Consider the following 12,546-nt stretch of genomic DNA (forward strand, 5'->3'; position numbering starts at 1 on the left):
ATGGCGACTCGCAACACCCCCCAGTCGGACGCGGAGCCGATGCTGACCACCGACAGCGAGGGCCCGGAAGACCTGTCGCTGTCGATACCAGCGGACGCATCACAGGCCGAGGCAGCCGCTATCACTGCCGCAATCAGTGCCCATCTGACCGACCGTCAGCGGGCCGCTGTGGCGACAGCACAGCGGCAGACGGTCGAGTACGTCGACGAGTGGACGCTGGCCGGACGGCTGGCGAGCGTGGGCAAGCGCCACCCTCCGGACAACGTCAAGCGAGGCGAGGAGTGGAAGGCGGCGGCGCGGGCGCGGTACTAAGAGTCCGTAAACTCCTGCAGCACTTCGAGGTCGCGGGTGGTCCGCATGAACTCCGACAGCGCCCGTTCGGCCCCGCAGTCGTCACAGACGAACTGTGTTTCAGGGGCCGGGAGGTCGGACACTTGCTCTTCCCAGGCAACTGAACACGCCGGACATTGTAGTTGGAGCCAGGCCTCCTGCATATTTCGTGTGTGGTTAGCACACACGGATATACTTTGTGTGGATTCTCACTGTCGGGGGCTGTGGTGCTGTTTGTCGATTCATGCCGCTTTTGGGCTGCCTAAACATGGGAAGATTTAAACCGTTTAGGCAAGCCTAAAAAGATATGAACCGACGAGAGTACATCGTTGCGACCGGTGTCGGGCTGGCAGGTGCCGTCGCCGGCTGTTCGGGTCAGTCCGAGGCCGGGAGCGGTGGTGACGGCGCGACGGATTCCGGTACGACGACCGCGACAGCGACCACGGAACCGACGGAGTCGGGCTACTCCGTCACGATGGAACCGGTGGGCGAGGTCACGTTCGAGGCAGTTCCGGAGGGCTGGGTCGCGAACAACGGGAGCTGGGCCGACATGGGGATTGCGCTCGGCCTCGACGCACCAGAGGGCGTCTGGCTCCCATCCCGGTACCACACCCAGCTCTACGACGAGATCCCGGGCGTCAGCGTCGACGGGAGTTCGATCCAGAAGCTGTGGGGGGACAGCGGTGTCGGGAAAGAGCAGTTCTACGAAATAGACGCCGACATCCACGTCATGGACCCGAACTTCCTGCAGAGCCGCGGGTCCTGGGAACAGTCGGATATCGACGAAATCGAAACCCAGGTCGGTCCTTTCTTCGGGAACAGCATCTTCTCGACCGGCTACGAGTGGCACGACTACACCTACTACACACTGTACGAAGCCTTCGAGAAACTGTCCCAGGCGTTCCAGCGGACCGACCGGTTCGAGGCGTTCCGGACTCTCCACGAAGAGTTCCAGACGAGCCTGGAAGACATCCTGCCGGACTCGGAATCAGACCGGCCGGAGGTAGCCATCATGTGGGCCGGCAGCGACGAGCCCACCAGCTTCTCACCGTACCTCATCGAGGACGGGACCAGCTTCAAACAGTGGCGAGACCTCGGGGTACGCGACGCCTTCGCGAAGACCGATGTCAGGGACTTCCACGCCGACCGCAGCAAGGTCGACTTCGAGACCCTGCTCGACATCGATCCGGAGCACCTGCTCCTGCGTGGACAGGAGAACAAAACGCGCTCGGAGTTCGAGGACACGGTCGTCAGTTTCCTCGAATCGGATTCGGCCGGGAGCGAGCTGACGGCGGTACAGAACGGGGACGTGTATCGCGGGGGGCCGTTGTATCAGGGGCCGATAACGAATCTGGTCCTCACGGAACGGGCCGCGTCGCAGGTGCACGACGTGGACCGGAACCTGTTCGACCGTCAACGCGTCGCCGATATCGTCGCCGGAGAGCTGTAGGGCACCATGGTCGGACGAACACTCGCGGACATCCGTGACAGGCTCTCGGATCTCAGCGTGGCTGTTGGGCCGTATCGCGTCGTCAGCGCCCGGACAGGCACGCCGCCGTTCCCGGTGTCGGGAATGCAGTTCCCGGACCGCGAGACGGCCGCCGAAGCGGCCAGCGTCGCGACCGCCTACCGGAGTGCCCTCCGCCGCTACGACCCCCGTGTCACCGTCCACGGCCTCATCGTCTGTGAAGCGCCGTGGGGGACCGACGCCGTCAGGACTGGCCCGGCGTCGCTCCCGGAGTACTGTCACACGGTCGCCGGGTCGCTGTTCGAGGTGCTGTCGGGCCGTCATCGCTCCGTCGAGCAGGCAGTCATCGACAGCTACCTCGAAGCGGCCGAGGAGACGGAGAACCGCGAGCGCCTCTGTCTGGCGATGCTCGAAAGCATGGCCACGGCGATCGCCGACAATCTCGACCCGGAAGTACAGGCGGACACCCTCCGCGAAGCCGCCGGCCAGTTACCGAGGAAGCCAAGCGGGCCTGAGCCGGTCCGGGACGCCGTCGCCGACCTCGAAACAGCGGGGCTGGTCGACGAGACAGCAATCGAACCCGCCGCGGTCGGTCCCGGCCGCTGTTCCAGATATATTACATTACAGAACTATCGCCCGACGCTGTCGGACCTCCGCTGCCCAGTGTTGCCGATTGCCGTCGAACTGCTGCGACGGACGAGTATCACGCCACAGATGGCCGAAGCGGAGCGAACTGCGGACGGCTGGCGGCTGCTCGTTTCACTGGCTGGTGACCGACCCGCCGAAGGGCTCTCAGTCGTCGCGACGACTGCATGAACATTCCATTCGTTCTATAGGTCGGACCGTAATACATACACGAGACCCCTGTGACGGCACAGGTATGGGAGTCGCAGTAATCGGCGCGTCAATGACGAAATTCGGGCAACGTGACGCCTGGATCCGCGAATTGCTCTCGCAGGCGGGCGAGGAGTGTCTCACGGACGCCGGCGTCGCGCCCGATGACGTAGAGCACCTGTACGTCTCGAACATGGCTAGCGGCGAGTTCGAAGGGCAGACGGGAATCATGAACCTGCTGGCCCACGACCTGGGGGTGCTTCCGGCCTACAGCGAACGGGTCGACCAGACCTCCTCCTCGGGCGGAGCAGGCATCTACGAAGCCTGGCAGTCCGTCGCCAGCGGGGCCAGTGAGATGACGCTGTTAGTCGGCGGGGAGAAGATGACCCACAAGACGACGGGCCAGGCGACCGACATCATCGCCTCGATCACCCACCCCGACGAGTACAAACACGGCGTGACGCTCCCGTCCTTTGCCGGGATGACCGCCCGGCACTATCTGGAGCGGTTCGACGCCCCGCGGGAGTCGCTCGCCCGGGTCGCGGTCAAGAACCATCGAAACGGCGTGGACAACCCCAAGGCGCAGTTCCAGACGGAGATCACGATGGAGAAAGCGCTGGAGTCGCCCATCATCGCGGACCCGTTGCGGCTGTACGACTTCTGTCCGATCACGGACGGCAGCGCCGCGCTCATGTTCACGACAGAGGAACGGGCCAAAGAGATCACCGACGAGTACGCCCTCGTCTCCGGTATCGGCGGGGCAACGGACACGCACGTCGTCCACGAGCGGGACGACCCGACGGTCATGGGCGGGGTCGTCGAGTCGAGCAAGGAGGCCTACGAGATGGCCGGCCTCAGCCCCGAGGACCTCGACGTGGCCGAACTGCACGACATGTTCACCATTCTGGAGTTCCTCCAGCTAGAGGGTATCGGTGTCGCCGAGCAAGGGACAGCCTGGGAGATGGCAATGGACGGGGCCACCGCGAAGGACGGCGAACTGCCCATCAACACTTCCGGCGGGCTCAAGTCGAAGGGCCATCCGCTGGGGGCAAGCGGTGTCGCACAGGGCGTCGAAATCTACGAACAGCTCGTCGGCGAGGCCGGGCCGCGACAGGTCGAGGCCGACACCGCACTGGCGTGTAACGTCGGCGGGTTCGGCAACTGTGTCATCACCACCATCATGGAGGCCGCAGAATGACGCTGGAAGCAGGCATGTGCGCGAACGGTCACGTCTCGTACCCCACCCATCCGCTGTGTCCGGAGTGTGGCGAACCACAGGAAGAGACGTTCGACCTCGCGGACCGGACCGCCGAAGTCGTCACCTGGACTCATTCGACAGCGACGCCGCCGGGCGTCCGCGAGCCCAACACGCTGGCTATCGTCGAGTTCGACATAACGGACGTCTCCGATGCGAGCGATGAGTTCGTCCGCGCGCTCGGGCAGGTGACCACGGACGAGGTCGAAACAGGTGACACGGTCGAACCCGTCTACGTCGAGGAACTCCGCGACCCCGACGCGGGTATCAAAGTCCCCGAGAGCCAGGACTGGGACGGTTACCGCTGGGACCCGGTCTGATCAGCTCTCCTCGCCCTGTCGGATAATCCGACCCTCTGTCGTCGGCGAGATCGTCCCCTGTTCCTCGATAGTGTTGATGACGAGATCGGAGAGGAGTGCACCCTCGTTCGACGAGACGAGGACAGTTGCGTCGCTGAGTATGCTGTACCCGTCGCCGCCGGAGACGACGTAGAAGCCGTGAACAGAACGTGAGTGCGCTATACGGTCGAGACCGTTGTCGAATAGGTGTCGGGAAGGCCCCCCGTCTCGGCCAGCTCAGCGATACATTCTTCGACGGACTCAGTTCGGCCTCTGTCGGCGAAGGGGGCAACCTGCACGAGGTCACCGCTCTCGTAGACTGCGAGGCAGACGGCCGGCATGACGAGTTCGCGGCGCTTCTCGCCCGTCGTCGAACTGTAACAGAGCCGGGTGTCGAAAAACGGCGCGAGGCAGACACCAGCCTCGCGGGCCCAGTCCGCAAACTCGTTGTACAGGTCCCGTTCAGTTCCATTACCGGAGCCCTGCAGCGGCACGCGCTTCTCCCACTCGACTGTGTCGACGTCGTCGAGTACGCCACGGCACACCAGCTCCTGTAGCTCACGTTCGATAGCGGTACAGCGTTTCTGTGACGGCGCTGGGAGGTCAGACCGGACGAACAGGGTCGCCCGACGACCGCCCGGAGCAGTAGAGCTGGACATCGGTATTCGTACCTAGCTCTGTGACATAATAAATCATTATGTTTGTAGAGATGAAAGTATCACACCGCGCTGAAGCTCTTTACTCCTCGTCGCTCCCCTCTCCGTCTTCGGTACCGGTGTCGTCCCTGTCTGGACCTTCGATATCGTCCTTTATCGACCGTAGTTCGGCGTCTACGTCCACTGGGACCTCAGTAACCTGGTCGGAGTCGACCTCCTCGCTCACCCCCGGTTCATCGGCTAATCTATCCTGGATCTGGCCACGCAACTGTTGGGCTTCCTGAATAAGCTCGCGGGCCTCTTCATCTTCCGGTGTCCCTTCGACAGCCTGCTGGAGGTCGGTCAACGCACCGTCGAGGCGAGAGAGCGTGGCCCGACTCAGATCACTCGCACGCTGTCGCACCTCATCCGAGGCGGACCCGGTCGATGTCGGCCGGCCCTCGGCCATCCGGAGGGCTCGACGGAGTATCTTCAGCGCCTCGATGTTGGTCTTCAACACGAGAATAACCGCAGGAATGGTCACGTCGCTGGTGAACCGGAGGAGTTCGCTCGGTGTCGGTGGCCGCGGCAGGCCGCTGTCGGTCGTGGGCTCGACCTCCGTCTCTAGTTCCTGTAGCGTCGTAACGAGGTCCGTAATCAGGGCGGAAAGGTCGTCGTCCGAACTCATACCTCTCTCTTGTCGCCTCGGGTACTAAAGGCCGCGCCGTGTGGCCGGCCGGTTTCGTGTCGTCTCTGCCCCCGGTGTGGGGGCTGGCATCCACAGATGATTAGGCCAACCAAAATCCTTTTAGCTTTAGGGGTGCCTAACTCAGGTAATGCCATCACAGACGGACGATGTCGAGGCCTCCGAGGACCGCCCGGACGTAGCAGCACTGGACAGCGGTGCTGACAGAACCGTGTTTACCGAAGACGGGAACCGAGACGGCTGGATTTCGACCGACGTCACCGTCGAGCTCCGACGGTAGTCCGTTCGTCCGCCCCGCGTTTCTCTTTCCTCTGACTCCTGAGTTACTTTCTTCACAGGCGGGTCTCTCCACGATATGAACTGGGTAGCGACGCTACCAGTACCAGAAAATTCGGGAGAAGGCGGTGGGCCGACGTTAGTCCAAGACGAGCGTGTCGTCTTCGAGGTAGTGCTCGATGTGGTGGGCGTCTTCCTCGGTCTGCACGATGATTTCCCGGAGGATCTGCGCCGTCGCGTGGTCACCGAGGTTCTCCGCAAGGTCGATGTGATCACGGAGCGACTCGATGATGTCGCCGTACATCTCGAGGTCGTTTTCGAGCGACGTCCGGATGTCGTACACGTCCTGTCCTTCCGGTTCTACCGACGCGTGCTCTTCCTGTGCCTTGCCGCCAGCGACGGGCGTGCCACCGAGGGCCTGGGCCCGCTCCGCGAGTTCGTCGGCTGCCTCTTCGGCGTTGCCGGCGGCGTCGCCGAGGAACAGGTGGAGGTCGCGGAACTCGGCACCCTCGACGTTCCAGTGGTGCTTCTTGACCTGATGGTACAGTGTGTACGTGTCCGCAAGGTCCTGATTCAGCGCGTTGATAACCTGCTCGGACTTCTCTTTGTCGAGGCGGAGTTCGTTCTCTTCGACTTCCCCGAACTCGCGTCGGACGTGCTCTTGTGTTGCCATAGTCATCTTATTGTACAGGGGGAAGCCACTTAAAGATTGTTTTGTGAAAATATGTTTTCGGGAACCCAAAAAATATGTTCTAAGATAGAATGGCTGGTTACCTGAACAGAAATATTATCCGCTGATACCAACCCTCGCTCGAGTCAGCACTCTGCGCTTGATATAAAAGGGATAGGACTACTCCGACGACGGCCGGGAAACGACGAGAGCGACGGTGTCCTCGTCGATTGCGCTGCTGTCGACCGCTGTCTCACGGAGGACTTGCTCCTGATGGACTGCGACGACCGCGGCGAGGAGGTAGTCGTCCAGACCGAGATGTGCGCCGTACTCTTCCCAGACAGTTTCTCTGACCGCGATAAAGAACGTCTCGGGCGTGCGGCGTAGCACTGCGTCGTCGAACCGCTTTCGCCACTCGTAGACGAGGTCCTCGACACCGGGATTGTCACGCATCGTTTGCTGGTGGTCAGCGAGCGCGGTTCGCAACTGTTCCTCGTCGACGCTGTTTGCCCCTGCGACTCCACGGACCACTTCGTCGTCGAACGGTGCTAAGAGCGCTACGTCAGTCATCGGACGTCGCTACGGGGGTGACGAACAAAAACACCGTCACACCGAAATCGCGGTAATGAATCGTCTAGATTCCCGCTTGTTGGGAGTTCCCCACATCTATATTCGGGCCCCCCTGTAACCACCGAGTAGAGGCATGGGACGATTATCGACGTTGTTTGCGCCGGAACGTGTCGCAGTGGTCGGGGCGACCGATTCGGAGGGGTCCGTCGGTCACGCGGTCACCACGAACCTGCTCGATTCGTTTGCAGGGGAGGTCGTGGCCGTAAACCCGAACAAAGAGACAGTGCTTGGATTGCCGTGTTACGACAACCTCGCCGGCCTGGAAGACCCCGGGACGGTCGACGTGGCTGTCGTCGTCGTGCCGCCGACGGTGGCGGTCGACGTCATCGAGAACGCCGGGGAAGCGGGTATCGAAAACGTCGTCGTCATCACTGCCGGGTTCGGTGAGACCGGCAGTGATGGGGCCGAACGCGAGCAGCGGCTCCGCGAGGCGGCCAGCAAATACGACCTGAATCTGGTCGGCCCGAACAGCCTCGGCGTGATGTCGACCCCCGTCGGGCTCAACGCCACTTTCGGCAATGAGATGGCCAGCGACGGCGACATCTCCTTTATGAGCCAGTCGGGCGCGTTCATCACCGCCGTGCTGGACTGGGCCGCCGAGCGCGATGTCGGCTTCAAAGACATCGTCTCGCTCGGGAACAAAGCGGTGCTAGACGAGAGCGATTTCGTCGCCGAGTGGGGCGACGACCCCGATACCGACGTCATTCTGGGCTATCTGGAGGACATCAACGACGGGTCGTCGTTCGTACAGACAGCCCGTGAAGTGACACAGGACACGCCGATTGTCCTCGTCAAGTCCGGTCGCACGGACGCGGGTGCGAGCGCGGCGGCCTCCCACACCGGTGCGATGGCCGGATCGGAGCGGGCCTACGAGGCCGGCCTCGACAAGGCTGGGACGCTCCGCGTCGAATCCGTACAGGAACTGTTCGACTACGCCCAGATTCTCGCCGGCCAACCGCTCCCGGACGGGGACGAAATCGCCATCGTCACGAACGCCGGCGGCCCCGGCGTGATGACGACCGACGCCGTCGGCGACTCGGACCTGCAACTCGCGCAGTTCGGCGACGAGACGTTCTCCCGGCTCCGCGAGGAGATGCCCGAGGAAGCCAACATCTACAACCCGGTCGACATCATCGGGGACGCTCCCGCGGAGCGCTTCGAAACGGCGCTTGAAACGGTACTTGCGGACGACAGCGTCTCGATGGCCGTCGTCGTCGCCTGTCCGACGGCAGTGCTTTCCTTCGAGGAACTCTCGGAACGGGTCGTCGAACAGCAGGAGCGGTTCGAGAAACCCGTCGCGGCGACGCTGATGGGCGGGAAGTCAGTCGACGCCGGTGCGAACGTCCTGAGCGAGGCGGGCGTGCCGAACTACTTCGATCCGGCCCGCGCGGTCGGGAGTCTGGACGCTCTCAGACGCTATCGGGAGATCAGGGCGACCGAGTACGAGGAGCCGACGACGTTCGACGTAGACCGCGAGCGGGCCCGCGAGATACTCGAATCCGGTGCCCGCCGCGGGTCGAACCGGCTCGGCGTGGAAGCGATGGACCTGCTCGACGCGTATGGGATTCCGACACCGCAGGGCGATGTCGTCTCCTCGCCCGTCGAAGCGGAGGCTATCGCCGAGGAGATCGGCGACGACGTGGTGATGAAAATCGTCAGCCCGGACATCCTGCACAAGTCGGACATCGGCGGCGTCGAGGTCGGTGTCCCCGTCGAAGACGTCCGGGACACCTACGAGGACCTCGTCGTCAGGGCGCGCAACTACCAGGAGGATGCGACAATTCTCGGCGTTCAGGTACAGGAGATGGTCGACCTCGACAACGGCGTCGAGACGATCCTCGGGATGAACCGCGACCCGCAGTTCGGGCCGCTGCTGTTGTTCGGCCTCGGCGGTATTTTCGTCGAGGTGCTCGAAGACAACACTGTCAGTGTCGCCCCCGTCAGCGAGAACGAGGCGAAAGGGATGCTCGACGACATCGACTCCGCACCGCTGTTGCGCGGTGCGAGAGGCCGCGACCCCGTCGACGAAGCGACGCTGGTGGAAACCATCCAGCGGCTCTCGCAACTCGTCACTGACTTCCCCGCTATCGTCGAACTGGACATCAACCCCCTCGTCGCGACGCCCGACGGGGTGCAGGCGGTCGACCTGCGACTCACCCTCGACCAGGAGAAACTATGACCGACACGAACACGCTACTCGTCACGTCACTGGAGGAAGGTATCGGCAAGACGGCTATCACGCTCGCGCTAGCGACGCGTGCCCACGACGCGGGCTACGACGTCGGCTACATGAAGCCCAAGGGGACGCGCCTGCGGAGCGCGGTCGGCAAGACGCGGGACGAGGACCCGATGCTCGCCCGCGAACTGCTCGATCTGGAGACCGACCTCCACGACATGGAACCCATCGTCTACTCGCCGACGTTTATTCAAGAAGCCATCCGCGGGCGTGAGGACCCGGACGACCTCCGCAAGCGACTGCAAGAGGGCATCGAGACGTGTTCAGAGGGGACCGACCTGCTCCTCGTCGAGGGGAGTAGCGACCTGACGACCGGCAGTATCGTCGACCTCACGGACATCGATATCGCGGAACTGCTCGACGCCCGCGTGCTGTTAGTCACCGGCTACGATACGCCCAGTGATACGGACGAGATTCTGTCCGCGGCCCGGGCGATCGGTGATCGGCTCGACGGCGTCCTGTTCAACGGCGTCACCGACGCGACGGTGGACGAACTCGCCGACGACGTGGTTCCGTTCCTCGAAGGCGAGGGGATTCCAGTCCACGGCATTCTGCCGCGTGACCGCTCGCTCGCCGGCGTCACCGTTGCCGACCTCGCCCGGAACCTCGGCGCGGACATCCTCACTGGCGATGCCAACACCGACGTCCACGTCGAGCGGTTCAGCGTCGGTGCGATGAGCGGGAGCAGCGCACTCGAACGCTTCCGGCGGACGCGCGATGCCGTCGTCGTCACCGGCGGCGACCGCTCGGAGGTCCAGACCGCTGCTCTCGAAGCGTCCGGTATCAAGGCGCTACTCCTCACGGGTGGGTTCCAGCCCGCCAGTGCGGTCATCGGACAGGCGGCCGAGAAAAACGTCCCAGTGCTGTCAGTCCAGTCGGACACGCGGACGACGATAGACAGGGTCGAGGAGGTTCTCCGGACCGGCCAGACGCGCAACGAGGCAACAGTCGACCGTATGCAGTCGCTACTGGACGACGGTGTCGATATCGAGGCGCTGCTGTCAATCGATCTGTAGCACCGTCGTTTCGGCTGGGCAGTAGTCCGTTCCTAACGGAACATGGCCCCGCGCTAGGGCGAAACCTCCACATGAAACGTGCCTTACTATTTTAGTGGTTGGTAGTCAAGTATCAGATGGAGCCTTACCGGCTCCGTAGTGTCACACGACGGGGGTTTGCCCCCGTTCTATCCCCTTTGCTCGGCCACGTATGGACAGCTACTGGTCGATAGCTGGCCGTACCACCGACTGCGGGAGATCTGTGCTGATCCCCGAAATCACGCTGTCTGACGACTCGACGTCCAGCGGCGGAACGGGCCAGACGGAGCATCCGGTCATCCGCTCGATAACGTTCGGATTCGTTCGCTCTGCGGTCGTCGCGCCTTCGTACTCGTTGAGAACGACACCGACGACCGGCACGCCTCTCTGACGGAGCGCCTGCACCGTCAGCGCCGTGTGATTGAGCGTTCCGAGCCCCGAACGGGCGACGACCAGCGCGGGAAGCCCGACATCCGAAACGAGGTCGATGACCTCCCGTCCGTCCGCGAGTGGGACGCGCAGGCCGCCGATACCCTCGACGACAGCCGTCTCGCTTCCTGCCACGACATCGGCGACCCCGTCGCGGATCGACTCGTAGGAAAGCGTGACGTCGTCGTTTGATTCCTTCGCAGCTACGTCCGGTGCCAGCGGTGGCGACAACCACTTCAGACAGACCGCGGCCTCGGTCGTACCGCAGACGGACTGGACGAACGCCGCGTCGTCATCGGGCGGATGCCCGGTCTGGCAGGGTTTGACGGCGACTGCTTCGGTCCCCTGCTCCCGCAGCCAGCCCGTCAGCCCGGCGGTCACGACCGTCTTGCCGACGCCGGTGTCGGTGCCGACGACGAACACACCGTCCTCGGCGATGTGGCCGGTCTCGCGGTCAGGGCCCGAATCCTCGCTCGTATCGCTCATAGCACGCCCACCTCTGTGCCGGCGGTTCGGAAGGCGTCGAGACACTGCGCGATGTCGTCGGCGGTGTGTGTCGCCATCGGCGCGACCCGGATACGAGCGGTCCCTTCGGGTACCGTCGGTGGCCGGATCGCAGGGGCGACGATACCGTGGTCGCGCAGTCTATCGGCCAGTTCCAGCGCGTCCCCGCGGTCACCGACGACGACCGGGAGGATATGCGTCTCGCCGAGCACCTCGTAGCCCATCGTCTCCAGCCCGTCCCGGAGGGTGGCGACAGTGTCCCAGAGTTCTGTCGCGCGGTCGGTCTCGCGAGCGATTCGCAGCGCTTCGCGGGCCGCCGCGGCGTTCGGTGGGGATAGCCCGGTCGAGAAGACGAACGACCGGGCGGCGTTCAGCAGATACTCGATAAGCGTCTCGTCGCCGGCGATATAGCCGCCCTGGCTCGCCAATGCCTTCGAGAGCGTGCCCAACTGCACGTCGACGCGGTCGCTCAGCCCCTCGCGTTGTACGACGCCACCGCCGCTGTCGCCGAACAGTCCTGTCGCGTGGGCCTCGTCCACCATCAGCGACGCGCCGTACTCGTCGGTTGCGTCACAGATGGCTGATAGCGCCGCGATATCCCCGTCCATCGAGAACACGGAGTCAGTGACGACGAGCCACTGTTCGTCCCCGGGCGCGTCCGCCGCTCGCCGTTCCATTTTCGCACGTAGGTCGTCGGCGTCGCAGTGGTCGTACACCACCGTCTCGCTCGCTCCGACGCGACAGCCGTCGATAATCGAGGCGTGGTTCAGTTCGTCCGAAAAGACGACATCCGGGGCCAGCGCGTCGATTGTTCCAATATTGGCCGCGTATCCCGACGAGAACACCAACGCTCGCTCGGCCCCTTTCGAGGCTGCGAGGTCACGTTCCAGCGCCCGGTGGACCTGCGTGTCACCGGTGACCAGCCGCGAAGCCCCTGCGCCGGTGCCGACGGTCCGTGCGCCCAGTTCCGCCGCTCGCTGGACCCGGCTGTCGTCAGCCAGCCCGAGGTAGTTGTTCGAGGCGAAGACGACGGCTTCGTCGCCGAACGCCGGTGGTTCGCCTTTCGGGTCGTCGGCAAAGCGGGTCCGCGCCGAGACGGACTCGGCGACTTCCAGATGCCGGCGGAGGTTCTGTGCGTCGCGCTGTTCGAGTCGGTCGTTCAAATCGAAGCCGTGAGTCATGAAGAGGAGAATCGGGCGGT

General features: G+C 63.7%; 15 protein-coding genes. 8 read left to right on the forward strand and 7 right to left on the reverse strand.

The window, feature by feature from the left end:
- Positions 1-312: a hypothetical protein gene (locus tag C442_RS07315; RefSeq protein WP_049942886.1), complete on the forward strand. Its 312-nt coding sequence runs from the start codon at positions 1-3 to the stop codon at positions 310-312.
- Here the strand turns inward: C442_RS07315 and C442_RS07320 are convergent.
- On the reverse strand, positions 309-494 hold the full coding sequence (locus tag C442_RS07320) for a DUF7836 family putative zinc-binding protein (protein WP_008309156.1): 186 nt from the start codon (positions 492-494) through the stop codon (positions 309-311). The two genes, C442_RS07315 and C442_RS07320, sit on opposite strands and share 4 nt — an antisense overlap.
- Positions 495-637: 143 nt before the next feature.
- Between C442_RS07320 and C442_RS07325 the strand changes: the two genes are divergently transcribed.
- From C442_RS07325 to C442_RS07340, 4 genes are all read left to right on the forward strand, one after another.
- The gene (locus tag C442_RS07325) at positions 638-1,780 is read left to right on the forward strand and encodes an ABC transporter substrate-binding protein (protein WP_008309157.1); all 1,143 of its coding nucleotides are present in this window, start codon (positions 638-640) and stop codon (positions 1,778-1,780) included.
- Between the two features lie 6 nt (positions 1,781-1,786).
- Positions 1,787-2,614: a DUF7551 domain-containing protein gene (locus tag C442_RS07330; protein ID WP_008309158.1), complete on the forward strand. Its 828-nt coding sequence runs from the start codon at positions 1,787-1,789 to the stop codon at positions 2,612-2,614.
- 64 nt (positions 2,615-2,678) lie between these two features.
- A complete protein-coding gene (locus C442_RS07335) occupies positions 2,679-3,830 on the forward strand; it encodes a thiolase family protein (RefSeq protein WP_008309159.1) in 1,152 nt (383 codons plus the stop codon).
- Positions 3,827-4,207: a Zn-ribbon domain-containing OB-fold protein gene (locus C442_RS07340; protein WP_008309160.1), complete on the forward strand. Its 381-nt coding sequence runs from the start codon at positions 3,827-3,829 to the stop codon at positions 4,205-4,207. The genes C442_RS07335 and C442_RS07340 overlap by 4 nt, the downstream gene beginning before the upstream one ends.
- 197 nt (positions 4,208-4,404) lie before the next feature.
- On the opposite strand, the gene C442_RS07345 is transcribed toward C442_RS07340, so the two are convergent.
- On the reverse strand, positions 4,405-4,884 hold the full coding sequence (locus C442_RS07345; RefSeq protein WP_008309161.1) for an HTH domain-containing protein: 480 nt from the start codon (positions 4,882-4,884) through the stop codon (positions 4,405-4,407).
- Between the two features lie 79 nt (positions 4,885-4,963).
- Positions 4,964-5,548 carry a DUF7547 family protein gene (locus tag C442_RS07350; protein WP_008309162.1) on the reverse strand — a complete coding sequence of 195 codons (585 nt, stop codon included), beginning with the start codon at positions 5,546-5,548 and terminating at the stop codon, positions 4,964-4,966.
- 148 nt (positions 5,549-5,696) lie between these two features.
- Between C442_RS07350 and C442_RS22075 the strand changes: the two genes are divergently transcribed.
- Positions 5,697-5,846, forward strand: a complete 150-nt coding sequence (locus C442_RS22075; RefSeq protein WP_008309163.1) for a hypothetical protein — start codon at positions 5,697-5,699, stop codon at positions 5,844-5,846.
- Between the two features lie 135 nt (positions 5,847-5,981).
- Here the strand turns inward: C442_RS22075 and dpsA are convergent, their stop codons facing one another.
- Complete coding sequence (gene dpsA, locus C442_RS07355; RefSeq protein ID WP_008309164.1) at positions 5,982-6,515, reverse strand: DNA starvation/stationary phase protection protein DpsA; 534 nt, start codon at positions 6,513-6,515, stop codon at positions 5,982-5,984.
- Positions 6,516-6,692: 177 nt separating this feature from the next.
- Positions 6,693-7,082, reverse strand: a complete 390-nt coding sequence (locus C442_RS07360; protein ID WP_008309165.1) for a hypothetical protein — start codon at positions 7,080-7,082, stop codon at positions 6,693-6,695.
- A gap of 133 nt (positions 7,083-7,215) precedes the next feature.
- On the opposite strand from C442_RS07360, the gene acs reads away from it, so the two are divergent.
- Both acs and C442_RS07370 read left to right on the forward strand, forming a co-directional pair.
- Positions 7,216-9,321: an acetate--CoA ligase alpha subunit gene (acs, locus tag C442_RS07365; RefSeq protein WP_008309166.1), complete on the forward strand. Its 2,106-nt coding sequence runs from the start codon at positions 7,216-7,218 to the stop codon at positions 9,319-9,321.
- The gene (locus tag C442_RS07370) at positions 9,318-10,394 is read left to right on the forward strand and encodes a phosphotransacetylase family protein (protein ID WP_008309167.1); all 1,077 of its coding nucleotides are present in this window, start codon (positions 9,318-9,320) and stop codon (positions 10,392-10,394) included. Before acs ends, C442_RS07370 begins: the two co-directional genes overlap by 4 nt.
- Positions 10,395-10,592: 198 nt before the next feature.
- Here the strand turns inward: C442_RS07370 and bioD are convergent, their stop codons facing one another.
- Both bioD and C442_RS07380 read right to left on the reverse strand, forming a co-directional pair.
- On the reverse strand, positions 10,593-11,327 hold the full coding sequence (bioD, locus tag C442_RS07375; RefSeq protein WP_008309169.1) for a dethiobiotin synthase: 735 nt from the start codon (positions 11,325-11,327) through the stop codon (positions 10,593-10,595).
- Positions 11,324-12,526: an aminotransferase class I/II-fold pyridoxal phosphate-dependent enzyme gene (locus tag C442_RS07380; RefSeq protein ID WP_008309172.1), complete on the reverse strand. Its 1,203-nt coding sequence runs from the start codon at positions 12,524-12,526 to the stop codon at positions 11,324-11,326. Before C442_RS07380 ends, bioD begins: the two co-directional genes overlap by 4 nt.
- Positions 12,527-12,546: the final 20 nt, after the last annotated feature.

Source organism: Haloarcula amylolytica JCM 13557 (assembly GCF_000336615.1).
GTDB lineage: Archaea > Halobacteriota > Halobacteria > Halobacteriales > Haloarculaceae > Haloarcula > Haloarcula amylolytica.

Coding starts and splice junctions, on each gene's coding strand:
- C442_RS07315 (WP_049942886.1), top strand. CDS start 1: ATGGCGACTCGCAACACCCCCCAGTCGGACGCGGAGCCGATGCTGACC.
- C442_RS07320 (WP_008309156.1), bottom strand. CDS start 494: ATGCAGGAGGCCTGGCTCCAACTACAATGTCCGGCGTGTTCAGTTGCC.
- C442_RS07325 (WP_008309157.1), top strand. CDS start 638: ATGAACCGACGAGAGTACATCGTTGCGACCGGTGTCGGGCTGGCAGGT.
- C442_RS07330 (WP_008309158.1), top strand. CDS start 1,787: ATGGTCGGACGAACACTCGCGGACATCCGTGACAGGCTCTCGGATCTC.
- C442_RS07335 (WP_008309159.1), top strand. CDS start 2,679: ATGGGAGTCGCAGTAATCGGCGCGTCAATGACGAAATTCGGGCAACGT.
- C442_RS07340 (WP_008309160.1), top strand. CDS start 3,827: ATGACGCTGGAAGCAGGCATGTGCGCGAACGGTCACGTCTCGTACCCC.
- C442_RS07345 (WP_008309161.1), bottom strand. CDS start 4,884: ATGTCCAGCTCTACTGCTCCGGGCGGTCGTCGGGCGACCCTGTTCGTC.
- C442_RS07350 (WP_008309162.1), bottom strand. CDS start 5,548: ATGAGTTCGGACGACGACCTTTCCGCCCTGATTACGGACCTCGTTACG.
- C442_RS22075 (WP_008309163.1), top strand. CDS start 5,697: ATGCCATCACAGACGGACGATGTCGAGGCCTCCGAGGACCGCCCGGAC.
- dpsA (WP_008309164.1), bottom strand. CDS start 6,515: ATGGCAACACAAGAGCACGTCCGACGCGAGTTCGGGGAAGTCGAAGAG.
- C442_RS07360 (WP_008309165.1), bottom strand. CDS start 7,082: ATGACTGACGTAGCGCTCTTAGCACCGTTCGACGACGAAGTGGTCCGT.
- acs (WP_008309166.1), top strand. CDS start 7,216: ATGGGACGATTATCGACGTTGTTTGCGCCGGAACGTGTCGCAGTGGTC.
- C442_RS07370 (WP_008309167.1), top strand. CDS start 9,318: ATGACCGACACGAACACGCTACTCGTCACGTCACTGGAGGAAGGTATC.
- bioD (WP_008309169.1), bottom strand. CDS start 11,327: ATGAGCGATACGAGCGAGGATTCGGGCCCTGACCGCGAGACCGGCCAC.
- C442_RS07380 (WP_008309172.1), bottom strand. CDS start 12,526: ATGACTCACGGCTTCGATTTGAACGACCGACTCGAACAGCGCGACGCA.